General features: G+C 53.3%; 26 protein-coding genes. 13 read left to right on the top strand and 13 right to left on the bottom strand.

Translation table 11 applies throughout. The features are described from left to right. Positions 1-15: 15 nt before the first annotated feature. Genes ACO0K9_RS13605 through mrtJ form a run of 5 tightly spaced genes read right to left on the bottom strand, consistent with a single transcriptional unit; the run spans position 16 to position 4,617 of the window. The gene (locus tag ACO0K9_RS13605) at positions 16-1,236 is read right to left on the bottom strand and encodes a DUF3570 domain-containing protein (protein ID WP_422985744.1); all 1,221 of its coding nucleotides are present in this window, start codon (positions 1,234-1,236) and stop codon (positions 16-18) included. Between the two features lie 14 nt (positions 1,237-1,250). Further along, complete coding sequence (locus ACO0K9_RS13600; RefSeq protein ID WP_422985742.1) at positions 1,251-1,502, bottom strand: DUF4266 domain-containing protein; 252 nt, start codon at positions 1,500-1,502, stop codon at positions 1,251-1,253. Further along, positions 1,499-2,020: a TlpA family protein disulfide reductase gene (locus tag ACO0K9_RS13595; protein WP_422985740.1), complete on the bottom strand. Its 522-nt coding sequence runs from the start codon at positions 2,018-2,020 to the stop codon at positions 1,499-1,501. Before ACO0K9_RS13595 ends, ACO0K9_RS13600 begins: the two co-directional genes overlap by 4 nt. A 57-nt stretch (positions 2,021-2,077) precedes the next feature. Continuing rightward, positions 2,078-4,264, bottom strand: coding sequence for a choice-of-anchor D domain-containing protein (locus tag ACO0K9_RS13590; protein ID WP_422985738.1), 2,187 nt, complete (start codon positions 4,262-4,264; stop codon positions 2,078-2,080). 29 nt (positions 4,265-4,293) lie between these two features. Then, the gene (gene mrtJ / locus ACO0K9_RS13585) at positions 4,294-4,617 is read right to left on the bottom strand and encodes a JDVT-CTERM system glutamic-type intramembrane protease MrtJ (protein WP_422985736.1); all 324 of its coding nucleotides are present in this window, start codon (positions 4,615-4,617) and stop codon (positions 4,294-4,296) included. A 597-nt stretch (positions 4,618-5,214) separates the two neighbouring features. Between mrtJ and ACO0K9_RS13580 the strand changes: the two genes are divergently transcribed. From ACO0K9_RS13580 to ACO0K9_RS13560, 5 genes are all read left to right on the top strand, one after another. Continuing rightward, positions 5,215-5,817 carry an RNA polymerase sigma factor gene (locus tag ACO0K9_RS13580; protein ID WP_422985734.1) on the top strand — a complete coding sequence of 201 codons (603 nt, stop codon included), beginning with the start codon at positions 5,215-5,217 and terminating at the stop codon, positions 5,815-5,817. Continuing rightward, positions 5,814-6,494 (top strand): zf-HC2 domain-containing protein, encoded by a 681-nt coding sequence (locus ACO0K9_RS13575; RefSeq protein ID WP_422985732.1) that lies wholly within the window; start codon positions 5,814-5,816, stop codon positions 6,492-6,494. The genes ACO0K9_RS13580 and ACO0K9_RS13575 overlap by 4 nt, the downstream gene beginning before the upstream one ends. Then, positions 6,491-7,828 (top strand): S8 family peptidase, encoded by a 1,338-nt coding sequence (locus ACO0K9_RS13570; RefSeq protein ID WP_422985730.1) that lies wholly within the window; start codon positions 6,491-6,493, stop codon positions 7,826-7,828. The genes ACO0K9_RS13575 and ACO0K9_RS13570 overlap by 4 nt, the downstream gene beginning before the upstream one ends. A 14-nt stretch (positions 7,829-7,842) precedes the next feature. Beyond that, entirely contained in the window at positions 7,843-8,565 is a 723-nt protein-coding gene (locus ACO0K9_RS13565) for a TorF family putative porin (RefSeq protein WP_422985728.1), read from the top strand. A gap of 140 nt (positions 8,566-8,705) precedes the next feature. After that, positions 8,706-9,134 carry a hypothetical protein gene (locus ACO0K9_RS13560; protein WP_422985726.1) on the top strand — a complete coding sequence of 143 codons (429 nt, stop codon included), beginning with the start codon at positions 8,706-8,708 and terminating at the stop codon, positions 9,132-9,134. Between the two features lie 27 nt (positions 9,135-9,161). Here ACO0K9_RS13560 and ACO0K9_RS13555 read toward each other — a convergent pair whose 3' ends face one another. Further along, positions 9,162-9,947: an enoyl-CoA hydratase gene (locus ACO0K9_RS13555; RefSeq protein ID WP_422985724.1), complete on the bottom strand. Its 786-nt coding sequence runs from the start codon at positions 9,945-9,947 to the stop codon at positions 9,162-9,164. Then, complete coding sequence (ylqF, locus tag ACO0K9_RS13550) at positions 9,944-10,876, bottom strand: ribosome biogenesis GTPase YlqF (protein WP_422985722.1); 933 nt, start codon at positions 10,874-10,876, stop codon at positions 9,944-9,946. Before ylqF ends, ACO0K9_RS13555 begins: the two co-directional genes overlap by 4 nt. Before the next feature lie 272 nt (positions 10,877-11,148). On the opposite strand from ylqF, the gene ACO0K9_RS13545 reads away from it, so the two are divergent. Continuing rightward, entirely contained in the window at positions 11,149-11,643 is a 495-nt protein-coding gene (locus ACO0K9_RS13545; protein ID WP_422985720.1) for a DUF4952 domain-containing protein, read from the top strand. Here the strand turns inward: ACO0K9_RS13545 and ACO0K9_RS13540 are convergent. Then, positions 11,640-12,167 (bottom strand): nuclear transport factor 2 family protein, encoded by a 528-nt coding sequence (locus tag ACO0K9_RS13540; protein ID WP_422985718.1) that lies wholly within the window; start codon positions 12,165-12,167, stop codon positions 11,640-11,642. The two genes, ACO0K9_RS13545 and ACO0K9_RS13540, sit on opposite strands and share 4 nt — an antisense overlap. Before the next feature lie 53 nt (positions 12,168-12,220). Further along, a complete protein-coding gene (locus ACO0K9_RS13535) occupies positions 12,221-13,159 on the bottom strand; it encodes a histone deacetylase family protein (protein WP_422985716.1) in 939 nt (312 codons plus the stop codon). A 264-nt stretch (positions 13,160-13,423) separates the two neighbouring features. Between ACO0K9_RS13535 and ACO0K9_RS13530 the strand changes: the two genes are divergently transcribed. The 5 genes from ACO0K9_RS13530 to ACO0K9_RS13510 all read left to right on the top strand — a co-directional run bounded on the left by ACO0K9_RS13530 (position 13,424) and on the right by ACO0K9_RS13510 (position 19,142). Next, on the top strand, positions 13,424-14,344 hold the full coding sequence (locus ACO0K9_RS13530) for an AAA family ATPase (RefSeq protein ID WP_422985714.1): 921 nt from the start codon (positions 13,424-13,426) through the stop codon (positions 14,342-14,344). Further along, complete coding sequence (locus ACO0K9_RS13525) at positions 14,331-15,341, top strand: DUF58 domain-containing protein (protein WP_422985712.1); 1,011 nt, start codon at positions 14,331-14,333, stop codon at positions 15,339-15,341. Before ACO0K9_RS13530 ends, ACO0K9_RS13525 begins: the two co-directional genes overlap by 14 nt. 5 nt (positions 15,342-15,346) lie before the next feature. Continuing rightward, positions 15,347-17,377 carry a transglutaminase TgpA family protein gene (locus ACO0K9_RS13520; RefSeq protein WP_422985710.1) on the top strand — a complete coding sequence of 677 codons (2,031 nt, stop codon included), beginning with the start codon at positions 15,347-15,349 and terminating at the stop codon, positions 17,375-17,377. Between the two features lie 16 nt (positions 17,378-17,393). After that, complete coding sequence (gene mltB, locus ACO0K9_RS13515; protein WP_422985708.1) at positions 17,394-18,530, top strand: lytic murein transglycosylase B; 1,137 nt, start codon at positions 17,394-17,396, stop codon at positions 18,528-18,530. 312 nt (positions 18,531-18,842) lie between these two features. Further along, positions 18,843-19,142: a hypothetical protein gene (locus tag ACO0K9_RS13510; RefSeq protein WP_110257001.1), complete on the top strand. Its 300-nt coding sequence runs from the start codon at positions 18,843-18,845 to the stop codon at positions 19,140-19,142. Positions 19,143-19,425: 283 nt separating this feature from the next. Here the strand turns inward: ACO0K9_RS13510 and cysM are convergent, their stop codons facing one another. The 3 genes from cysM to ACO0K9_RS13495 form a co-directional block, all read right to left on the bottom strand. Next, a complete protein-coding gene (gene cysM / locus ACO0K9_RS13505; RefSeq protein ID WP_422985706.1) occupies positions 19,426-20,328 on the bottom strand; it encodes a cysteine synthase CysM in 903 nt (300 codons plus the stop codon). A 292-nt stretch (positions 20,329-20,620) separates the two neighbouring features. Then, complete coding sequence (locus ACO0K9_RS13500; protein ID WP_422985704.1) at positions 20,621-21,073, bottom strand: ComEA family DNA-binding protein; 453 nt, start codon at positions 21,071-21,073, stop codon at positions 20,621-20,623. 185 nt (positions 21,074-21,258) lie between these two features. Further along, positions 21,259-22,263 (bottom strand): LysR family transcriptional regulator, encoded by a 1,005-nt coding sequence (locus ACO0K9_RS13495; protein WP_422985702.1) that lies wholly within the window; start codon positions 22,261-22,263, stop codon positions 21,259-21,261. A gap of 71 nt (positions 22,264-22,334) precedes the next feature. Between ACO0K9_RS13495 and ACO0K9_RS13490 the strand changes: the two genes are divergently transcribed. Together ACO0K9_RS13490 and ACO0K9_RS13485 are read left to right on the top strand one after the other, a co-directional pair. Continuing rightward, complete coding sequence (locus ACO0K9_RS13490; RefSeq protein WP_422985700.1) at positions 22,335-22,784, top strand: DoxX family protein; 450 nt, start codon at positions 22,335-22,337, stop codon at positions 22,782-22,784. Between the two features lie 29 nt (positions 22,785-22,813). Further along, positions 22,814-23,617 carry a DODA-type extradiol aromatic ring-opening family dioxygenase gene (locus ACO0K9_RS13485; RefSeq protein WP_422985698.1) on the top strand — a complete coding sequence of 268 codons (804 nt, stop codon included), beginning with the start codon at positions 22,814-22,816 and terminating at the stop codon, positions 23,615-23,617. Positions 23,618-23,685: 68 nt separating this feature from the next. Here the strand turns inward: ACO0K9_RS13485 and rfaE1 are convergent, their stop codons facing one another. Beyond that, positions 23,686-24,603, bottom strand: coding sequence for a D-glycero-beta-D-manno-heptose-7-phosphate kinase (gene rfaE1 / locus ACO0K9_RS13480; RefSeq protein WP_422985696.1), 918 nt, complete (start codon positions 24,601-24,603; stop codon positions 23,686-23,688). Positions 24,604-24,620: the final 17 nt, after the last annotated feature.

The following is a 24,620-nucleotide window of genomic DNA, read 5'->3' as shown; positions in this document are numbered from 1 at the left end:
ATTGCCGTCAGGCACCTACCACTGCTTGCTGATGCCCAGTTGTATGCTTTGCGCCTCCAACGCAGCCAGTCCCGGGCTACCCTTGTGGAACAGACGCCAGTTGCCGCGCTGTTCATAGTTTTCCAGTTTCACGTCTACCGTCCAGTCACGCGTCAGTTGTTTGGCCACTTTGATACCAAAAGTCAGTGCACCAAAGCCTGACAGGCGCTGATCGGCAGAGTTTAGCTGGTTGGAAGAAAACACAAAACCGGGCGGGAATGGTGCGCCCAGTTTGGCGTCATAGACCGGGTCAAAATAGAAACTGGCCGCACTTTGTGAATACATGCGCAGCGAAGGCGTGACCGTCCAGCCTTGCGACAAGGGCTGTACATATTCCGCGGTCAGGGTATGTGCCTTCACATCATAGCTGTCGCTGTAATAGCGGTAACTGAAACGACCGGTGCCACCTGTTTCCAGGAAGTGATGATTCCAGCGTGCCAGCAGGGTGGTCTGGTTACGTTCTCGGGGACGGTTATCCAGCGCCTTGTAAGGGTCGGAAAAATAACCTTCGCCACGGCTATGACTGAACGTCAATTGCGCGATATCTTGCGCAGTAATCACCTGCGTCACACCCGCCATGAGGCTGATGGTTTTTTTTGTTTCATTTTTGACGATCAGGTTGGTAGGGTTGATGCGGTCATGGCTGCCACCCAGGCCAGCGGTCCAAGTGGTGTTCTTGTCTTCACTGGAATACGTGCCGGTCAGCGACAAGGCACGTGACTCGTAATCATGTTCAGTTGAATAGGCGGTACCCACTGTCAGGCTGGCACGCGGGAAGTAACGAGTGAATGCTACATCACCGGCAGTACGCTGGTCATTCATGCGTGAAGCACCTGAAATCGCGGTGTGGTAACGCGGCGATGCGCCGGATACATCATCCGACGTCAGGGTGGCATCCAGCGACCATTCTGAACCCAGAGGGGTAATCAGGGACAGTGAAGGAGAATTGGCAGTAATGCGTTTCAACCCATCCTGTTTTTCTTCATAGTTCAGGTACTTGAGACTGAGGCTGGCATGTTCTGGCGGCGTTTCGGCACGGGCTACGCCCAGGCCGGGCAGCAACAGGGCTGCAGTCAGCAAGGCAGCACCTATGGCTTGCGATTCCACAGCAGCCGGGTTAACTGAAACTGGGTTGACTGAAGCTGACGATGTTTCAGATAAAGTCGAAACAGAAAGAGGGGCAGTTATTTTATTCATGTCGGAGTTCTCTCTTAGTTGCAACCACAACCACCACCGCCCACACCGGCACCACCGGATGCCGCTTCACGGCTGGTGTAGATGTGTTCGCTGTAACGGGATTCAAGCTTGTCGCCTTCAAATGTCATTGCTGGCTTTGCCAGATTGCCTTTTTCCCATGGCTGCACGACCTTGATCAGGCTGCATCCGGAGGTGGCAAGTACACTGCCGCCCACCAGTAACAGGCAGGCAGTTTTTTTAAACATGCGGTTCAGGCGTGACTTCATTTGATGACTCCCAGCGAAGATTTTATTTTTGCTTCCAGTGCGCTCTTGTCGGCATCCTTGAAGCCCGCATGTTCAAACAGGACTTTCCCATCCGGACCTATCAGCACACTGCTGGGCATACCTTTGACGCCATAGCTGCGTGGCGTGGCTCCGGCGGGGTCAAATGCCACCACAAAGCGGGCCGGCGTGGTCGCCAGGAACTGGCGTGCATCGTCATTTTTCTGATCCAGGTTGACGCCGATAATTTGCAAACCCTGGGCACCGTATTTCGCTTGCAATTCATTCATCCAGGGAAAAGACTGGCGGCAAGGGCCACACCATGAAGCCCAGAAATCCAGGTACACCAGCTTGCCCTGATACTTCGCCAGACTGACATTTCCTTCAGCACCACTCAGCTCAAATGCGGGTGCGGCACTACCTTTGTCGAGTGCTATTGCCGAGCTGACTACCAGTGTGGCTGCCAGGCCAGACAATATCTGGCTTAGCCGTTTTTTATTTATGCGTAATGTGAATTTCATCGTTCTACCTGTTTTCTTTTAATTCAGAAAAGCCGGACCGCAGTCCGGCTTCCATAATTACTTTTGCGTTGCACCTTGGCGCGCCTGACGTCTACGCCAGAGGATGACCGCTGCAGCCAGCATCACCAGGATAGGCAACATCGGGTCATTGCCATCACGGGCAACCGAGCAACCGCCACCGCCTTCATTTCTGGGTGCATTGCCAGTCACAACAGGCACTGTGCTGGCCACCGCAGTGCCTGCCAGGGAAATGCTCCAGGTCGCGGTAGTGTCAGATGAACTGATGACGACACTGCCGTTGTTGGTACCGGCGTTTGCCGGTGCATAACTCACCACCAGTTCACACGAGGTATTCGCCTGCAGGCTGAACGGGAAGCGTGGGCAGGATGCGCTATCCACCACTGCAGCGTACGGCCCGGTAAAGGCAGCATTGGTCAGGGCAATAGCGCTGGTGCTTGGGTTGCTGAGCGTGAAGCGTTTGACCAGATTGGCACTGCCTATGGTGGCGGAACCGAAATCAAAAGATTGCGGATTAATGTTCAGCGTCACCGTCTTGACCGGGATGGCAATGCCGGTACCAGCCAGATGCACACTCAGTTGTGTACCGCCATCGGTCACTACCAGCACGTCTGCGATTTTACCGCCAGCGCTGGTTGGCTTGAACGTTGTGTCTATGGTGCAGCTGGCCGCTGGGCTGACTGTGCCATTGACGGCGCAAGTACCTGCCAGAGCAAAGTCATTGAGCTGGCTGCCGTTCAATACCAGGCTGGTAATCTTCAAGGCAGCCGTACCGGTGTTGCTGAGCGTAGTCGTATGCTTGACAGAACTGACACCTACCTGGGTATCTGTGAACTGCACGGTGCTGGTATCGGACAGTACTGGCTTGGCGACTGCCTGGCTGGTTGCCGTGCCGGTGATGGCCACTTGCAATGCGGCGGCATTCGAGCTCACAGCCAGACTGGCACTGGCGTCACCTTCCGTCGCCGGGGTGAATACCACAGGGACATTACAGCTGGCACCCACTGCAAGACTGCTGCCGCAGGTATTGCCGGCACCGATCACTATCGCAGAGGAACCGCTGACTTTGACAGATGACAGTGTCAGCACCACATTGCCGGTGTTTGACAAACTGATCTGCTGCGTCACCGGATTACCGCCCACGGTCTGCGCACCAAAGGCAAGCACGCTAGGCGTGGCGCTGATGGCAGGTGTGGCAGCAGCGCCGCTACCAGCCAGGCTGATGACGACACTACCGTTCGAGGCATTCGAGGCGATATTCAGTGCGGCAGCAAAAGCGCCTGCTGCGGCAGGGGTAGCCTGCACAGTCACTGTACATTGGCCACCGGCAGCAACGGCTGTCTGTGTGCTGCAGCTACCGCCCAGGGTAAAGATGCTTGCATTCGCACCAGTGAGGCCGATGGAGCTGAAATTCAAGGCTGCCTGACCGCTGTTGCTGATGGTGATAGTCTGCGCTGCCGATGCGGCATTGACCAGTACTGAACCAAAGTTCAGACTGGTGGCTGACACTGCCACACCTGCCTGGGCGGCAGCATTGCCGGTACCACTGAGGCTGACCAGGCTGGTGCCACCCGTCGCGTTGTGACTGATGCTGATGCTGGTGGTGCGCGTGCCTTGTGCGGTCGGCTTGAAGGTCGCCAGCACGGTACAGGTTGCGCTAGGGGCCAGTGCAGCACCCACTGCGCAGCTGCCGCCAGCCAGGCTGAAGTCGCCGCTGGTACCACCAGTCAGCGCAATGGCCGTGAGGTTCAATGCAGCGGAACCGGTATTGCTAACCGTCGTGCTGAGCGCAGTGCTGGTCTGGCCTATGGTGGTGCCATTGAAGACCAGGCTGGCTGGAGAAACTGTTGCGATCGGGCCGGCAACTACGCCAGGGTTACCAATGAATGCGGCCAGATCTGCGATTTCTGCCTGGCTGAATTTATTGTTATACAAAGTGCCCATGCCGCCTTTGTTCTGGGCCCAGGCATTGCTGATTTCCGTCGGATTATTCGCGCCGCGCAAAATGCCGTTGACGTTATTGGCGGGACTGGCACCGTGGCAGGCAGTACAACTGGTACCACCAGAAACCGGGCCATTCAGGTACAGGCTCTTGCCATTCAAGGCATCGGCGGCGTAGGCGGCCGACATGCCGGTTGCCAGTTCAAACGCGATGCTGGCACTTAAGGCCACACCCAACACACCAGCCTGTCGCACTAAGCGAGTAAAACGAAAATTCAACTTCATCATAGTTTCCCTTCAATGATTAAAATAGGTCACTGCATGCACACACCAAGAGCCATTCCATTGAAGACAGCATGCAGTAGCGCGCACAGTCGCCAATCACGCGTCCACTGGTACAGCATCGCCAGCAACAGTCCTGGCAAAAAAGTCGCTACCACCATCGCCCAGCCCGCTGCCACGTGCAGCGCGCTGAATACCGTCGCCGAAATCAACACCGGCAACCAGCTTGCGTTGATACCGGATTGCCGCAACCGCCCTGTCAGGTATTGCTGTAGACCGGCACGCACAACCAGTTCTTCCAGTACCGGTGCCAGCAGCAAGAGCCGCAACAACACTTCCACATCCGGTGCGCGCATTTGATTTCCACACATTGCATGCTGAACAAAAAAAGGAAAAATCACGTTCACCTGTTCAAGCATTCACTGTCCTGCAATGCTGGTTTCAAAAAATCGCGCATCTTTTGTGCGACCTGAAATACGATCTGAAATGTGACCAGAGACAGCGTCTTTTTTTTGTTTCGATTTAAAAAAAAGAGACCTCTCCGGTTGTTTCAAGCGGTTAATGCGTCAATCATTCAAATAGGTTCAAAGAAAAATGAAATATTTTTTGATGCACGCAAAAACCGCATCGCAGCACCACGCAATGCGTAATATGTAATACGTAATACGCAGTGTTTTGCGAAAGTTGAATTGGGAGATAAAAAGACAGAAATGAAAAAATGTGTGGCCAAAAAAAACGCTAAAGCAGTCATACCGGCATACCGATGCGCTACAATCATTCATCAATCCCGATACCCGTTACGACAATTAAAATCAAGCATCCGGCTTGAATGTCCAGCCTGCTGTGTTTTAGGCAAGGCCTATCACCAAGCGACTATAAGCAAATTTTTTTAACATGCAATGAACCTTTTCCACCCGATCAGGTATTAACGTTTCATCGAGGAGAGCGCAGGCATGTTTGAGAATTGGGGATGGCGAGGTAAAACAGACAACAAGCGTCCAACTACCCCGGAAGCACATGAAGTTCAGTTGATCGCCTCGATTGCCAATGCCGATCGGCAGGCGTTTGAGGCTTTGTATCGCGTGTACTTTGGCAGGCTGGCACGCTTTCTTGACAAGATGACACGTGACACGCACCTGATAGAAGAGATAGTCAACGATACGATGTTGGTGGTCTGGCAAAAAGCCCATACCTTTAACCAGACATCGAAGGTATCTACCTGGATATTTGCGATAGCCTATCGTCAGGCATTAAAGGCCATACAGACATTTGATGCAGCAGTGGAATCCAATTTTGAACATCATGCGGCAGAATCCCGCTATGAACCCGAACACCAGATGTCTGCCCAACAACTGGAAGGTGACCTGAACCGTGCCCTGCGTGCTCTGCCCATGGAGCAGCGCGTGGTCGTCAGCCTCACTTATTATCATGAGATGGGATACAAGGAAATTGCTGAAACCATGGAATGCCCGGTCAACACCGTCAAAACCCGGATGTTCCACGCAAGACAGCGTTTGAGATTCATGCTTTCCGACAGCATGGAGGAAATATTATGAACATGAAAACAAGCCAGTCCTATCCGTCTGACGAGGCAGCGCATGCCATCGTCCAGGACTTGCTGCCCTGGTATGTCGTCAATACCCTGCAGCCTGACGAAAAACAGTTAGTACAAAAACATTTGCAAACATGTACAGCGTGCAAGCATGACCTGCAATGGCAAATTGACCTGCAAGCCAGCGAACCGGCTACAAGCAGCGCACCCGACCTTGATCGTGCCCTCGCCCGCCTGTTGCCAAGACTGGATACACAAAATAAACAGGTGCAAGCAGCCAGCGTCACAGCAAATAATAACCTGCTGGCGCGCTTGCGAGCCTTATTGCCAGCAAATGCTAACCGGTCCATGGGCTGGGTCATGGCGGCACAGACGGCCATCATCGTCGGGCTGGTGGCACATCTGGTTCTGCCCGTGCAAGACAATACCAGTTATCATGTGCTGGGCAGCGGCGAACGCTCGTCCGGCAATATTGTCGTCATCTTCAAACCGGAAACTACAGTCAAAGATATACAACGCATCATGTCACTGAATGACGCCCGCATCATTGATGGCCCCACGGTCACCAATGCCTATCTGCTCAATGTCCCTGACGACAGGTTGACGCAAAGCATGGACGAGTTACGCTCTGAACCGGTGATTGAACTGGTGGAATCCCTGCAAGCCGGAGGTGCCAAATGAATAAGCCCGGTAAGCCTCGCTGGATCAGGCTGTGGCTCAGAATCGGGCTTGCTGCCTTGCTGGCACTGGCAGCGGGACTGAGCACATCAACAGTCAGTGCCCGCAACGACAACGACGCCGAACCGGTGATGCAGAAAGAGCCGGAAGCCAAACGCCGGCTGCTGGTGATGCTGCATCTGCCAGCACCACATTTTCGCCCGGATGTCAGTTATAGCGGTGGTTACAGCAATGATGTCAGCCGCACCGCCCGCCGCCGTATCGCCGAAGAACTGGCGCGTGTGCATGGCCTGAAACTGCTGGAAGACTGGCCCATGCCAGTCCTGAATGTGGATTGCTTTGTGATGGAAGAAACCGAGACCACGTCCGAAGCCCAGATAATGGAAATACTCAGCAAGGACGCCCGCGTCGCCTGGGTACAGACCATCAATACCTTTGATGCGCAAGCCAAGAATGACCCCTTGTTCCCGGTGCAACCGGCCAACAAATACTGGCAGCTTGATGATGTACGCAAAATTGCCACTGGCCGCAATGTGGTGGTGGCCGTCATCGACAGTGGCGTGGAAATCAAACACCCCGATCTGGTCGGACAAATCTCACTGAACCAGAATTTCATCGACGGCAACCCCTATGTAGGCGAAACCCACGGCACTGGTGTGGCCGGCGTGATCGCTGCGCGCGCCGGAAATGGCATAGGCATAGAAGGCATAGCGCCCGACACCCGTGTCATGGCCCTGAGAGCTTGCTGGCAAGAGCCGGAAAATAAAACCAGATGCAATAGCTTCACCCTGGGCAAGGCATTGAATTTCGCCCTGACGCAAGGCGTGCAGGTGATTAACATGAGCCTGTCCGGCCCGCCGGACCGCTTGCTGAAGCAATTGCTGGATGCTGCTATTTCCCGCAACATCAAGATCGTTGGTGCCATGGACCCCAAGCGTGCAGATGGCGGCTTCCCGGCCTCGCACCCCGGGGTGTTTGCGGTGGCAGACAGCAAGACCACATTGCTGGCGAATGACATTCTGGTCGCCCCAGGGCGTGATATACCGACCACGGCACCGGGTGCGCGCTGGAATTTTGTGTCAGGCTCATCCTATTCAGCGGCACATATTTCGGGGATGATGGCATTGCTCAGCGAACTGAAACCATCGGCCAGCCTGGCGCAGGTACGTGCGGATCTGGTGGTCAATCCGGTCAACCAGAGCGATGCCAACATCAGCGGGCAGGTCAATCTGTGTGCCACTCTGCACAGGGTCACGCACAAATGTGCGTGTTCATGTCAACTGGCCACCCCTGCTGCCAGTGCGCTGCCATCCACAACCCTGGCCACCCATCCATAAGTGATGCAAGATTGATGGCCACTCATAAAGGTGCGGTATTGCTTAAATTTTGTGCGATTTTCATCCTTACCCTGTTTGCTTTTGAAGGCAAGGCCTACGCACAGGTCAGTGGCAGCGTGACGCTGGTGTCTGATTATTCTTATCGTGGCATTTCTCTCAGTGATGGACAGGCGGTGCCACAGTTGAACCTGGTTTATGATAGCCCGGATGGCTGGTATGCTGGTGCCTTTGGTTCAAAAGTCCGGGTCTATAGCTGGACTAGCGATGGCGAACAGATTTTGCTGTACTCCGGTCTTTCACGCCGCCTCGGCCTGGCTTCGGGAATGATCTGGGAAGCGGGTGTCACCGGTTCCCTGTTCCCGAACGCCACCAGCCTCAACTATGGAGAAATATTCACCGGCATCATGATGGATAATCTCAGTGCCAGAATTTACTATTCACCTGACTACATAGGCTTAAGCATGAAAAGCCTGTACCTCGAAGCAAATGCGGATTATGCCTTGCACGAGCGTATTGACGTATTCTCCCACATAGGCTGGCTGACCTATCCAGATGCCAAGGCTGGCCAGGTTGCCAATAACCGCCTTGATGCGCGCATAGGATTTGGTGTCAATTTTTCATCCTGGAAGCTGCAACTGGCTTACGGCACAACGAAGCAGCGGCACACCTATAGTGCGGTCAGATACCAAAGCCCCGCACGCAGCAACCTGGTCTTCAGCGCCAGTTACCTGTTCTGATTTTTTGGCCATCTCCCTCTCCATCAGCAATCTGCAGGATAAAAATGGCTGAATGATTCTTGCGATGTAGTCAGATTGCAATCAAAAAGCAGCCCAAAGCTGCCCAAATCTTTAGCAGCACAGGGTATAATCTCGCCCTTATGGCTTTCCAACCTTTCATTTCCAAACCTAATCCTCACGCCATCGCACTGGCAACGGTGCTGTATGGTTTGCTGTATTTCGTGTTTATTACGGCACTGAAGGTATCGATGAGTCCGGCCGTGGATGCGGGTAGCAGCGATACAGGTCTGTGGGGTAACCAGATTTTCATGACCATTTTTGGCTTCATGCAATACCTGCTGCCTGGTCTGGTGGTGGGTTACCTGGCGCGACGTTCGCCCATGATGCATGGTTACCTGCTGGGAATTGCCACCACTGCACTGGTGTATACCTATGCCAGCGTGGCCTATAGCGATACGCCAGATTCCCTGCCTAGCACCTACACCGTGTTATATACCTGCTTTGTGGCGGGGGTATGGTGTTCGCTGGGGGCGATTATTGGTGATCACTTCAGTTCACGTAATCAGTAGAGCTTGGTACTCCACTTAGTACTGCGCCTACTTCCAGACCGGTGGGCGTTTTTCCAGGAAAGCCTGCACACCTTCCCGTGCTGTCTCATCCATCATATTGCAAGCCATGGTTTGCCCGGCCAGTTGATAGGCTGCATCGATCCCCATTTCCAGCTGTTTGTAGAATAATTGCTTGCCCATGCTGATTGCCAGCGCCGGTTTGGCGATGATGCTGGCGGCCAGTGCGGCCACGCAGGCGTCGAGCTGTTCAGGGCTGACCACGCGATTGATCAGGCCCCGCTGCATTGCCGTCCGGGCATCGATGAAATCACCAGTCAGCAGCATTTCCATCGCCTGTTTGCGTGAGACATTGCGCGACAGCGCAACCGCAGGCGTGGAACAGAACAAGCCTACATTCACGCCAGAGACTGCAAAGCTGGCATCCTCACTGGCCACCGCCAGATCACACATGCCCACCAGTTGACAACCGGCAGCCGTTGCCAGGCCCTGCACACGGGCGATCACCGGCTGCGGCAATTTCTGGATAGCCAGCATCAGTTTGCTGCATTGCTGGAACAGGGTCTTGTAATAGTCTTCTGCCGGATGAGCCTGCATTTGCCGGAGATCATGCCCCGCACAAAATGCCTTGCCGTCAGCCGCCAATACGATCACGCGTACGGCGTCATCCAGCGCAATGGCTTTGAATTCAGCCAGCAAAGCGGCCAGCATTTCTTCTGAAAGCGGGTTGAAACGTTCGCCCCGGTTCAGGGTCAGGGTGGTGACACCTGCTGCATCATTGCGCAATACCCAGGGCGTGTCCGCTGCAAGATTCATTCAGCGTCTTCCGGTTCTGGCTCCATGCCGGTCTGCACGCTCTTGCCTTGCCCCAGCAAAACGGGTGGCACATAGGTCGCCAGCAAATGCTCGCGGCTGGCCGGTGTTTCCAGGCTGACGCGTCCCAGTGCGCCACTGCGGTAATCCAGCAGCAAGGTATGGGAAGCCTTTTCAAAATCCCAGTCACCACCTTTAAGCTTATAGCCACGTTTTTTGGCCACGCCTTCAATCACAGAGACGGCATCGATGCCTTCTACCGAAAAGCCATAGCGCGCTGTGATGAATTTCGGATAATGGATCAGCAATTGCTCGGCCAAAAAGGTGGCAATTTCTTCTTCTATCAGCGCATTCACACCGACTGCATGGCTGGCAGCCAGCATCAGGCCGTCAGTAGGGTGTTCTATCTTGGGCCAGAGCATGCCGGGGGTGTCAGTCAAGATCATGTTCTTGCCCAGGTACAGGCGTTGCTGGGTCTTGGTCACGGCCGGTTCATCACCAACATTGGCGACACGTTTTTTGAGCAAGGCATTCATCAGCGTCGATTTGCCGACATTGGGTATGCCCATGATCATCATGCGTAAGGGCTTTGTCGGCACGCCGCGATGCGGGGCCAGCTTCAGGGCCAGACCAGGGACTTTGGCAACATCTGATGGCTTTTTGCAGCTCAGGGCGACGGCGAACACGCCCTTCTGGGCATTGTAGAAATCCAGCCAGGCTTTGGTAGCATTGGGGTCGGCCAGGTCGGCCTTGTTCAAAATCTTCAGGCAGGGGCGCTGGCGGAAGTTGCGCAGCGACTCTACCATGGGGTTGCATGAGGCTTGTGGAATGCGGGCATCCTGCACTTCTATCACCAGATCGGTGTTTTCCATGGTTTCCGCCGCCTTCTTGCGGGCGGCGTTCATGTGGCCGGGGAACCATTGTATGGACATGCTTATTCTTCTTTTTAGCAAAAACAAAGCGATATTGTACGGAAGTCTGCCCTGCTTGCGCCGGAAGTTTCTCTTCTTCTGCCACTGCAAGCACAAAAGCATATAGGTATGACAACATTCATCCTGTTTCCTTTATAAGAAACTGGGTAAATTAACTATACTTACGCGGAGGCGTGTCCGCATACCGTTTGGACATACTCTCGTTATTGTCATAGCACATAGGCAGCTGTGTTCAAGATGAACAATAAGCAAAAAAAATTACTGGCGACTTCATGCACACTGCTCCACCAGCCTTACGCGTATTCAAGATGGCCGTATCAGGCATTATGTGTTTGATGCTGTCTGTCTGCATGAACCTGGCCCAGGCAGCAAACCCGAATGCGCCCGACGGCGCACCTGTCTGCGTCGATTTTTTACAGCAAATAGCGAAAAAACCTGCTTCACTTGAATTCATGTCTTGCGAAGCGACGATGCTGGCACAAATCCATGTCCTGCGTGTCAGGTACCGTGTTGCCGGGCCAGCGGCTGCCAGGGTAGAAGATTATTTTGTCACGCAAGCACACATGGGAAGGATGAAACGTGCTTGCTGTCTCTGGGAAACCCTCCCCAGCCGGCAGCACCCTGGCAGCGGGCGTTTTGCCAGCGGCCATGAATTTGATTACAGCATCAGCATGGCTTCGGAAGAAACCCTGGTCAGCCGCCGTGCAGACTGGCCAAAGATCAAATGGTTTTATGTGATGGTCGAGTTGCCGCTGGAGTCTCCTTAGGGCTTGGGAGCGGCCTTTTGTTCAGCGTTTTTCTCGTCGAGTTTTTTGACGCCGGCAGCCAGGTAATCCGTCAATTCATTCGGTACCGTCAGCGATAGCTGGTAATGCATGATTTCCAGCCCCTGCGCAGTCTGCTGGATGACGCCGCTTGCCTGGCAGATCCCCATCTGGGTGTGTAGCTGTTCATCAAACCAGATCCAGCGGCCGTCTTCGGAAAAACTGATATGGCGATTAAACGACTTGAAAGCCCAGGCGGAGGGGCGCTCGAAAAAACGTTTGGCCCAGACCTTGAATTCATCACGCGTCCAGCGTTCGGTCTGGTCGGTACCAATGTACACGCCCTCTTTTGCCATCTTGTCGAAATAACTGAGGCGTGCATGGGCGGCATCGTCATGCCATTCATCGATAAAGCGGGCGATTTTTTCGGTCAGCACGGTGCGTTCATCGACGACCTGCGCGCATGCGCAGGTATAGCCAAGTGCCAGGCTAAGTACCAAAAACGGCGCTGCAAAGAGTTTTTTCATCGACTGGCTCACTCAATCCTGATGCTGTACAGTTGATCAAACGGATACATGCATCAATCCAGATCAGCCAGCACTTTGAGATGGGCAACCACACTTCTGCCCAGGGCCGACAGGTTGTAGCCGCCTTCCAGGCAACTGACGATGCGTTTATTGGAAAATTCTTTGGCAATGCCCATGATTTCCCGCGTGAGCCACGCATAATCAGCTTCCACCAGGCCCAGTTGCCCCATGTCGTCTTCGCGATGGGCATCGAAACCGGCCGAGATGAAAATCATTTCCGGTTCAAACTCACGCAAGGCTGGCAACCATTTTTCAGTGACCAACTGTCTTACCACATCACCATAGCTATGCGCTGGCACTGGCACATTCACCATATTGCTGGCTGGATGATCGGTACCGGTATACGGATAAAACGGATGCTGGAAAAAACTGACCATCAATACCCGCTCATCATTGCGGAAAGCTTCTTCGGTGCCGTTGCCATGATGCACATCAAAATCAACAATGGCGACACGCTTGAGGCCACGTGCCTCCAGCGCATGTTTGGCCGCTACCGCGACATTGTTGAACATGCAAAAACCCATGGCTTCGCCTGGTGTGGCGTGGTGGCCGGGTGGACGTATGGAGCAAAAAGCGTTTTCCACTTCACCATCCAGCACGGCATCGGTGGCAGCCACGGCTGCACCTGCTGCCCGCAACGAAGCGCGCCAGGTGTAGGCGTTCAGGCAGGTGTCCGCATCCAGCGGAAAGTGATCGTAGCCGGATTGCTCGGACGGACAATTCTCACGTATGCGGAAAATCGCGTCTTCGGTATGCACCCTTGCCAGGGCAGCTACACTGGCCTGGGGTGCATCGCGGTGGTCAAGAAAATCACTGATACGACTGGCGATCAACTGATCGTCTATGGCTTGCAGGCGTTCCGGTGACTCAGGATGCCAGGAGCCCATTTCATGGCGTTTGCAGTCAGCATGGGTGTAATACGCAGTAGTCATGTCTCTTTGCCAGGCCCTGGAAAAATCACCCCGATGGCTTTGCCGAACCGGAGAAATTTTACGTCTCACCTGTTTATCTTATCTGTCTTGGCATCAGTTTCACCCTATTTCACCGATTTTGCAAACCTGCACGCTGAAAACTTTTCGCCTCGCGCAACAGTTTGCGGCATTTCCGTTTACACTGTCTGGGGTAGACAAAAGCAATGTGGCAAGGCTTGACACACCGGATTTGTATCAGGTCTGAGCGTTTAATTGAGGGAAAAAATGTTTTCCAAAGTACATAAAGTAGCAAAACAGGTCAATGGCATCATCATAGGCAAAGAGCAGCAGATTCGCCAGGCACTGGTCTGCCTGCTGGCCGGTGGCCATTTGCTGATCGAGGATTTACCCGGTGTCGGCAAAACCACACTGGCCCATGCGCTGGCTATTTCCCTGGGCCTGAAGTTCAACCGCCTGCAATTTACCAGCGATCTGTTACCGGCAGATGTCATCGGTATTTCGATTTTTGATCGGGAAAAATCACAGTTCGTGTTTCACCCTGGCCCCGTGTTTACCCAGGTTTTGCTGGCCGATGAAATCAATCGTGCCACCCCGAAAACCCAGTCTTCCCTGCTGGAAGCCATGGAAGAGCGGCAGGTCTCGACCGAAGGCCAGACCCGCATGCTGCCTCAGCCATTTTTTGTGATTGCGACGCAAAACCCGGCGCATCAGGTGGGCACCTTTGCCTTGCCTGAATCGCAACTGGACCGCTTTCTGATGTGTCTGTCACTGGGCTACCCGGATGCAGCGGCAGAGCGCGCATTGTTGCTGGGCGAAGACAGGCGCAGCCTGCTGGCCACCTTGCCAGCCGTCATGCAGGCAGAAGAACTGATGCAGGCGCAACAGCAGTTGCGGCAGATCCATACCTCGGCCCCGCTGATCGATTATGTACAGGCCTTGGCGCACGCCACCCGCCAGGGTGACCTGTTTGCCGAGGGCATGAGCCCGCGCGCCTCTATCGCCCTGTTGCAGGCTGCCCGTGCCTGGGCCGCGCTTGAGGGGCGTGACCATGTCTTGCCGGAAGATGTGCAGGCGGTACTGATACCGGTGATAGCCCATCGCCTGCGACCACTGAAATCCACCACCGGGAAAGTCAGTGCCAGCAGTGAATTGCTGGCGCAACTGATGAAGCGTGTCAGCGTCTGATAGTGCCGTCTTTATCTTCAGTCCCCAGACCATGCTGACCGCCATCAAGAAAAAGCTGAGAAAAATCATTTTCCTGGAAAATAAACCGGAAAGCGGTGAAATTTTCCTCAAGCAGCGTCGCGTGTTCACCTTGCCCAGCAAGGCCGGCTGGTCCTATGTGGTTTTATTGATGATCCTGTTTGTGACGGCAACCAATTACAGCCTGAACCTGGGTTTTGCCCTGACTTTTGTGTTGGGCGGCATCGCCCTGGTGAATACCTTCTTTGGCTTTCGCAATTTGGCTTACCTGCATTTATTGGCCGGTCCCAGCAAATCGGTGTTCGCCGGTGAAGAAACCGAATATACAGTCTTTCTGATTAATCGCCGGCCGATACAGCGGTACGCGATCTGGGTTGGTTTTGCCGGCCATCCCGACAAGGCCGTGGATATTTCGCCGAACAGCCAGACGGCCGTACAACTGAGCTGCCCGACCCAGACACGCGGCCTGCAGGCCATTCCCAGAGTACGTTTGCAGACCTGGTTTCCGCTGGGGCTGTTACGCGCCTGGTGTACCTGGCTGCCAGATGCCCAGGCCATCGTCTATCCACAACCGGAACAGAATCCACCACCGCTGCCGGTTTCTGGCAAAGCCAAAAACGAAGTGCAGGGTCACGCCGGCGAAGAGGATTTTTCCGGGGTGCGCGCCTACCAGCCCGGCGACCCGATGAAACACCTGGCTTGGAAACATATCGCCAGGGTCGACACGTCCCTGGGCGGGCAACTGGTAACGAAACAATTTTCTGGCGGTTCTGGCAGTGATGTCGTGATCGATTTCTCTGCCTTGCCCACCCATATGGATACCGAATTGAAACTGTCGCGCATGACCAGTTGGGTACTGGAAGCAGATCAGCATGGCCTGACGTTTGGATTCCGCCTGGGCCAGACCGACCTGCCCCCGGCGCAGGGCCCGGAACACTGCGAAACCTGTCTGCGCGCGCTGGCGCTGTATGACTTATGAAGATCATGCCATCTCTGCGACTTCGTCCCACGCGGTTTCGTCCAACGCAGTTTCATCCCATTCTGTCGCGTGACAAATCCGACACGCTGCTGCTGATCTTTGCTTGCGTTTGCGTGCTGTTACCGCATACAGCACATATCACATGGTGGGTCAGCGCGGCTTCTGCCCTGTTGCTGACCTGGCGCGGCTGGCTGACACTGAATGGCAAACGGCTGCCGCCAGCATTGCTGTTGCTGCCCATTGCCCTGCTCATGATGGGTGGTGTTTTTCTCACGCATAAAACCTTCTTCGGACGCGAAGCCGGCGTGACCATGCTGGTCTTGCTGCTGACTTGCAAGCTGCTGGAAATGCATGCCAAGCGTGATTTGTTCGTGGTGATTTTCCTGGGTTTCTTTTTGTTGCTGACCAGTTTTTTCTATCAGCAAACCATAGGTACTGCCCTGATCACCATGCTGGCGCTATGCTTATTGCTGACGGCGCAACTGTCCTTTCATTACACAGGCGTAATACCACCTTTGAAACAAAGGTTGAAACTCGGTGCCAGTATTCTGGGATTGGCGATACCGGTAACGATTATCGCCTTCCTGCTGTTCCCGCGCATACAGGGTCCATTATGGGGTTTGCCAGGGGATGCGCAAAGCGGGCGCACCGGCCTGTCGGGTTCCATGGCACCCGGCAATATCAGTGAACTGGTGCTGTCGGAAGATATTGCTTTCCGGGTCCGCTTCAACCAAGCGGTGCCGCAAAAATCCCTGCTTTACTGGCGCGGCGTGGTCATGACTGATTTTGATGGCCGCACCTGGTCGCAGGACGAAAAAGCCGGGCCGGTTTCCAAACACCACGCCGTCTTCAGCGGCAACAAGATACGCCAGGAAATCATCCTCGAACCCAATGGCCAAAACTGGATGTTTGCCCTCGATGTGGCCGCCGGTCAGCCGCAAATAGAAGGGGCGCCCATCACCAGCAGCCTGGTGAATGCACGAATGGAAATACGCAATGCGCGCAACATCAGCCAAAGACTGCGCTATGAAGTTGAGTCCTACCCGGTCTACAAGCTGGAAACCAATGCTGACCAGAATACCCTGCTTGCAGCCCTGGACCTGCCAGAAGGCTATAACCCGCGTACCATGGCTTTTGCCAACAAGCTGCGTGCCAGCTATCAGGATAATCAGCAATTGATAGGCGCCGTGCTGAACCACTTCCGGCGCGAGGCATTTTCTTATACGCTGGAACCATCCCGCTTAGGTCTGCACAGCGTGGATGAATTCCTGTTTGATACCAAGGCCGGATTTTGTGAACATTATTCCAGCGCCTTTGTGATACTGATGCGCGCCGCCAAGATACCGGCACGGGTCGTCACCGGCTATCAGGGCGGTGCCATGAATACAGTCGATGATTACTTTGAAATCAGGCAATCTGACGCCCATGCCTGGGCTGAAGTCTGGCTCGAAGGCCAGGGCTGGGTGCGGGTTGACCCCACTGCGGCAGTAGCGCCGGAACGCGTGATGCAATCACTGAATTATGCCGTACCACGTCGTGGCCTGGCCGGGTTGGTGAATCTGGGGCCAACCGGCATCTCACTCTTGAATGTGGCACGCATGCAATGGGATGCCATCAATAATTCCTGGAACCAGTGGGTGCTGAACTACAATCAGGGCTCGCAAAGAAACCTGCTGAATTCGCTGGGTTTTCTGGATGTGGACTGGGCCCAGATCACCCTGCTGTTTTTTATTGTAGCCAGCCTGGTCATAGGCCTGATGGCCCTGCCCTTGATGCGTAACCAGCAGCGTACAAGTGCACTTGATAAGGTATACTTTTCTTTCTGTCGCAAAATGGCAAGAAAAACCGCAGCGCGAGAAATGCACGAAGGCCCGCAAGCCTATCTGCAACGTTTGCGGACTGTATTGCCCGCTACTGAAGTGACGAGCGTGGAACGCTTTTTATTGCTGTATGCGGCTACTCGCTACGGTAAAATCTCTGAGCCGGAAACCCTGGTGGTCCGGCGTTTAAAAACTTTGCTGGCTGAATGCCGCTAATTTTCGATACCGAATTTTGAACTATTCTTATTCTTCTATTGCAGGCCGCTTGTTGACGCTGATCGTCAGCTCCCTGCTTCTTGCTCCGCATGCGCAAGCCACGGCAACAAAAAAACCCAGGAAAGCCAACACAGCAGCCAGCACGACAGCCAGTGCATCCGCTGCCAGTGACAATCCGTCCATCAAAAAAGATGACGTGCATTTTGACCAATGGAAAGAAGTCTCTGCCTTCATCAGCAAAATGGTCAGCAAGCATGGCTTTGTTGAGGCTGATTTGGTCGCCACCTTCAAGCAGGTGCGTTATGTGGAACAGACCCGGCAATTGATGCGCCCGGCACCACCAGGCCGCCCAAAAAACTGGAAGGCCTACCGCGCGCGCTTTGTTGAACCTTACCGGATTGAAGCTGGCGTTGCCTTCTGGGACAAATATGCCGATGACCTGGCGCGCGCCGAACAGCAATATGGCGTGCCGGCAGAAATCATCGTCGGCATCATCGGTGTAGAAACCATCTTTGGCAAACAGACTGGCAGTTTCCGTGTCATGGATGCACTGACGACGCTGGCCTTTGATTATCCCGATACACCGACACGTGATGCCCGCATGCAGTTCTTCCAGTCCGAACTGGAAAACATGTTGCTGATGGCACGCGAATCCTCGCTCGATCCTTTCGTGTTCAAAGGCTCGTATGCGGGTGCCATAGGTTGGCCGCAATTCATGCCTGGCAGTATCAGGAAGTATGCAGTGGACTTTGATGGTGATGGCAAAATCAATCTGACCGACTCACCCGTCGATGCCATAGGCAGTGTGGCCCATTACCTGGCAGAACATGGCTGGAAGAAAAATTTACCGGTGGCATTTCCGGCAACGCTCCTGAGTCATGACAAATCAGAGGCACTTTCCCATGCTATAGGGAAAGGTTTGGCTGCCAGTTTCCAGTTGCAGGACTTAAAAACCCTGGTCAGCACCGCCAGCAGCGATGCTCCCACCGACGTTTTGTACGGCTTGATTGACTTGCAAAATGGCACTGATGCCACAGAGTACTGGTTGGGAACCGAGAATTTCTACGCAATCACCCGCTACAACCGTAGCTACTTTTACGCGATGTCGGTGTTCGACCTCGGTCGTGTGATTGCTGCGACCAGAGGAAAATAAGAGACTTAACGATATTTAACAGAAGATAAATCAGGTTTTGCTGTATGTTTAAAGAAGAGAGGTTAAAAAGTAATATTGTTTTTGTGAATTAATTTTCTTAATAAACATTGCTAATCGGTATGTTTTAAACTAGAGTAATGTTATCTAGTTGATACATTTACGTATGAATAAGGCAATGTGTCAAGAGATTTAACAATGGTTTGCTATTTTTCTGATAAGCAAATTCTATTTTAAAGATACAATATTACCGTTTGATTAATTTTTTATTGAAGCAACTATTTCGGCGTCAATAAACTAAACAGCGAGGTAATTATGGCAAATCTGACCCAGCTTGAATCCGATGAAATCGACTATGATCCAAACAATCTGTTGGATACTCTGATCAAGCAATTGCATTTGAAAAATGATGCTGCACTTTCACGGGCATTAGAAGTTGCACCACCAGTAATCAGTAAAATCAGGCATCGTCGCCTGCCGGTTGGCGCATCACTGCTGATCCGCATGCATGAAATCAGCGATGTCAGTATCAAGGAATTGCGTGAATTGATGGGCGACCGTCGTGCGAAATTCCGTATCAGCGACAAACAATTCAAACCAAAAGACGCAGCATAATTTTGTTTTGATTTGGTAGTTGCTTGGTTTAAAGCTTTAAATCAACGGCTATTGCATATTGAAAAATACCGAAAGCGCTCCACAAGTGCGATTTCGGTATTTTTTTACGGCCATAATCGACGCAAAACAGAATCAAATCTGCTTGCGTGTGTTGTTGTGCGTAGTTTAAAACCTTGCGTCACCGTCAGCCATAGTAATACCACAGCTTTATGACAGGCTTGTGAAACATCAAAACAGCGCGTGCACTGAAGCCACAGCAACAGCGCAGCTATTCATCCCGCCATCAGGCTGGGAAAACGCCCGTAGATAAATAGCGGTCACCACGGTCACACACCACAAAGACGATCGTGGCGTTTTCTACATTCTGTGCAATTCTCAGGGCAATTTCGCAGGCGCCTGCGGCAGAAATACCACAAAAAATACCTTCTTCAATCGCCATGCGACGCGCCATGTGTTCTGCATCTGACTGACTGACCGACTCCACCTGGTCAACCCTGGCCTTGTCAAAAATCTTGGGCATATACGCTTCTGGCCATTTGCGTATACCGGGAATCTGCGAGCCTTCTTCAGGCTGCGCGCCCACAATCTGTATCTGCGGATTTTGCTCTTTCAGGTAGGCCGACACGCCCATGATAGTACCGGTGGTACCCATAGCGCTGACGAAGTGGGTCACCTGACCCTTGGTATCACGCCAGATTTCCGGCCCTGTGGTTTCATAGTGGGCCAGTGGATTATCGGGATTGGCAAACTGGTCAAGGATCACGCCACGGCCCTCAATTTGCATTTGCTCGGCCAGGTCGCGTGCATATTCCATGCCGCCAGTCTTGGGTGTCAGGATAATCTGCGCGCCATAGGCGGCCATACTTTGGCGGCGCTCTATGCTCAGATTTTCCGGCATCAGCAAGACCATCTTGTAACCACGCATGGCAGCTGCCATGGCCAGCGCAATCCCGGTATTGCCACTGGTTGCTTCAATCAAGGTATCGCCTGGCTTGATGCGGCCACGTTCTTCTGCCCGCTTGATCATCGATAATGCTGGCCTGTCCTTGACGGAACCGGCTGGATTATTCCCTTCCAGCTTACCCAGGATGACATTGTTGCGACGCTGGTTTTCAGCACCGGGTATTCTCTGCAACATGACAAGCGGGGTATTGCCAATAGTATCTTCGATGGTCAAATAAGACATAGTGAGCTGCTATAAAGAATCAAACGCTTATTCTAATCCCAGTTACCTATAGATGCTTGCCGTATAAGCCAGTCAATGCAGGGACAGCACCACCAGCACCGGCTGCAAACACTGGTCGATAGCCTGATTCCCCTATGAAAATCAGGTACTCCCATGAGTTGGATAAGATCGCGGGCAGCTTATACAGAATTTAAATAAGCAAATAAGCAAAGAAAAAACCTCTGATTTGTCATCAGAGGTTTTTGGTGTCGACTACCTGATCAAGATACACACAGGTAGTCCGCACAATCACTTATTTCTTGGTTTCCTTGGCACTGGCCGATGCTTTGGCTGATGCCGATGCCGATGCAGATGCTGACGGTGCTGGTGCCGAGGCAGCAGGTGCAGACGCCGAGGCGGATGCAGAAGCCTTGTCAGCTTTGGCTGGCTTGGACGCTTTCTCTGCGCTGGCTGCAGGTTTGGCAGCAGCACCAGCTTTCGCCTGGCCGTTAACAGTCAAACCGGCTTCCGACAATTTGGTGGAATTCTTTTCGCCTATGCCTTTGACGCGTTTTTCAAAGTCAGCCCAATCCTTGAAGCTACCGTTTTTTGTACGCTCTTCGATAATCGCTTTGGATTTGGCTGGCCCTATACCTTTGATACCATCCAGTGCAGCCTGATCACCTTTGTTGGCATCCACATCAGCAAATGCAAAACCCGAAGCCGCCAACAAAGCCAGCATAGCAAACATCAATTTCTTAAACATGCGAATACTCCCTCTTAATTTGAACAAACATTGATTGAACAACTGTTTTTATTCAGACGCATAGTCTGGATTGAATTCCTTCCCTGCAGGTCTATCAACGGCGCAGCCAGCAAGTCGTTGACAAGTATTTCACAGATTTCTTTGAAGGATATTGCTGATGCAGGGATTTATTTTGCTATTCCAGATCAAGCCTGTGACTGATCGCCGAGCTTTTCAATCAGAAAATCAATAAAACAGCGCAGCTTGGGCGGCATCTGGCGTCGGCTGGCATACACAGCGAACAAATGACCGGAAAAACCGGGGCCATGATTACTGACCTGGACCAGGCGTCCAGATGCAAGATCGTCAGCCACCAGCCAGGCTGGCAAAAAAGCCGCGCCCATGCCGGCGAGCACACAGTGGTAACTAAGCGTGGTGTCACTCGACTTCATGACCGCATCCAGCTTGAAAGGCACGGCATCTGCCGTTGCAGGGAATTTCAAGCGTTCCAACTGCACATAGTTGGGGAAAATCGTGGCAACCGACAAGGGCTCTGCCGTATCGGTCGCCGCCTTCAAGCTGCGCAGATAGACGGGTGTAGCGACCAGATAAAAAGGCACGCTGCAAAGGCGTCTTGCAATCAGGTTGGGCGATGGTTCGGCCGTGGCACGCAAGCCCAGATCAAAACCGGCAGCAACCAGGTCTACCATGTGATTATCCAGGTGCAGATCCAGTCGTATTTCTGGATAGCGCTGACGGAATTCTGTCAGCAGACTGGCAAAACTGGCGGTGGCACACCAGACCGGGGCACTGATTTTCAATTCACCACGCGGTGGCCCACTTTCTTGCGCAACGGCGGCGATGGCAGCATCCAGGATATCCAGCGCCTGCCTGCCCTGTTCAAAGAAAGTCTTGCCGGCTTCGGTCAGGCTCATGCTGCGGCTTGTCCGGTTCAATAACCTGGCTCCCAGTTGACGCTCCAACCTGGCGATGTGCTTGCTGACCATAGGGGCGGCCATGCCCAGCCTGTCGGCGGCCGTGAAGCTGCCCGATTCGATGATTTCGCGAAAGACCCTGATGCCATTGAGTTCAAGTTCATCCATATGCTGCTGCCAATTGCTGCTCCCGGCCAATGTTGTCTGTTTTGGAAATGATTCAATGACTTTACCACCATCGATTTCCAAATTGGAAAACATTATGATCTTCAACATCAAAGCTGCTCCTGTACCCCCTTAACCCCCTTCGTTATCAGAATCAACATTTTTATGGAAAAGAGCCTACCATGACCACCAGCACATCCACTTCTACCTCGCTAACCAGTACACCCGCCGCTACCGGTAAGACATTGCGCATCAGCCTGTGGATAGCACAGATACTGCTCGCATTTGTGTTTTGCGCAGCAGGTATGACTAAACTTACCACCCCCATCGCCGCACTGAGCCAGATGATGCCTTGGACGGGTCAATACTCTGAAAATTTCGTACGCATTATTGGTCTGATCGACATCGCTGGCGGTCTGGGTATGCTACTGCCGGCGCTGACCCGCATACTGCCCAGCATGGGGATATTGGCAACGGCTGCCAGTATCGTCTTGCAACTGCTTGCCATTGCCTTTCATAGCTCCCGAGGTGAACTGTCGGTCTTACCATTGAATTTTGTATTGCTGGCACTATGTGTATTTGTACTGTGGGGCCGTAGCAAACGTGTCCCCATCCTGCCACGTACTTTATAGATTGTTGCAGAACCAAGGAATTTTCAACCATGCGTTTACCTACTTATTTTATTTCTCACGGCGGTGGCCCCTGGCCATATATGGATGACTTGCGCGCCCGCATGCACATCCTGGAAGCTTCTCTGGTCGATATTCCACGCCAGTTGCCGCAAGAGCCAAAAGCCTTGCTGATGATATCGGCACATTGGGAAGAAACTGATTTCCGCGTCATGAGCAATCCTCAACCGCCGATGGTGTATGACTATGGCGGTTTCCCGGCCCATACTTACAAGGTCAGCTACCCTGCCCCCGGCTCGCCGGTATTGGCAGAGCGGGTTATGGCCCTGCTCACGGCGGCAGGCCTGCCGACGCAGGCAGATGCCAATCGCGGCTTTGATCACGGCACTTTTGCGCCACTGGCAGTGATGTATCCCGAAGCACAGATGCCGGTAGTCCAGGTATCGCTGAAAACCGGGCTGGACCCGGAACAACATCTGGCTCTGGGTCGTGCGCTGGCACCTTTGCGGGATGAAGGCGTGCTGATCATAGGCAGCGGGCTCAGCTATCACAATCTCAGGTATTTTGGCCCGCAGGCAAAAGAGCCCTCTTCCCAGTTTGATCACTGGCTACAACAGACCCTGTTGGAATCCACTCCGGAAGACCGGGTGGAACACCTGATCAACTGGGCAAAAGCACCAGCGGCACGTATTGCCCACCCCAGGGAAGATCATTTATTGCCACTGATGGTGGCGGTCGGTGCGGCACAGAACGAAGCCGGAGCCTGCGTCTATCATGAAGAGAATATGTTTGGTGGCGTGGTGGCGTCGAGTTTTCGTTTTGGCGCAATAAAGTAAAATTTGCACAAAAATAAAAGGACGGCCCGATTTGATCAGCCCGTCCTTTTTAGCATGAAAAACTGTGCTTATATTGCAGTACCAGCGAACAGCTCTTCCTTAGTCACAGTTGCCGTACCAAGCTTGCCCACCACGATGCCACCGGCACGGTTGGCAATCGCTACCGCATCTTGCATGGACATGCCATTTGCCAGCATCACGGCCATGGTGGCGATGACGGTATCACCGGCGCCGGACACATCAAACACTTCTCTTGCCATGGCAGGTACGTGAGAGATTCTTTCTTCGGTGAACAGGGTCATGCCTTCTTCAGAGCGGGTCAGCAGCAAACCCTGCAGACGCAAATCACGCCGCAGTTGCTGTGCCTTGGTGGTCAATTCTTCTTCACTGTGCCAGTCGCCGATGATCTGTCTGAGTTCTGACTTGTTGGGGGTCAGCAGGCTGGCACCGGCATAGCGATGGAAATCACTCCCCTTGGGATCAACCAGCACCAGTTTGCCAGCAGCGTTGGCGGCTTCTATCATGGCGCTGACATTCACCAGGCTGCCCTTGGCATAATCAGACAAGACAATCACATCAAAACCTGCCAGCAATGAATTGAAGCGATTCAGCTTGTCACGCAATACTGGTTCCGTTGGGCGTTCTTCAAAATCGATGCGCAGCAATTGCTGCTGACGACCTATCACCCGCAGTTTGATGATGGTGGAAATCTGCGGGTCGCGGATCAGGTATCCCTGTATGCCAGATGTTTCCAGCAGGCTTTCAACGCTGTTACCGGCATCGTCGTCACCAACGATGCCCATCAGGGCGGCTTGCGCGCCCAGCGCCACGGCATTGCGCGCCACATTGGCGGCACCGCCCAGACGTTCTTCGCGTTTTTCCACGCGCACGATGGGGACTGGTGCTTCAGGCGAAATACGGTTGACTTCACCAAACCAGTAGCGGTCCAGCATCACGTCGCCAGCCACCAGGATTTTTTTACTCATTGCTGTCCTTACTCTCG

The organism is Undibacterium sp. Ji50W (assembly GCF_049340445.1).
Lineage (GTDB): Bacteria > Pseudomonadota > Gammaproteobacteria > Burkholderiales > Burkholderiaceae_D > Undibacterium.
The sequence above is the reverse complement of the archived record's forward strand: the minus strand, read 5'-3'. Positions and strand labels throughout refer to the sequence as shown.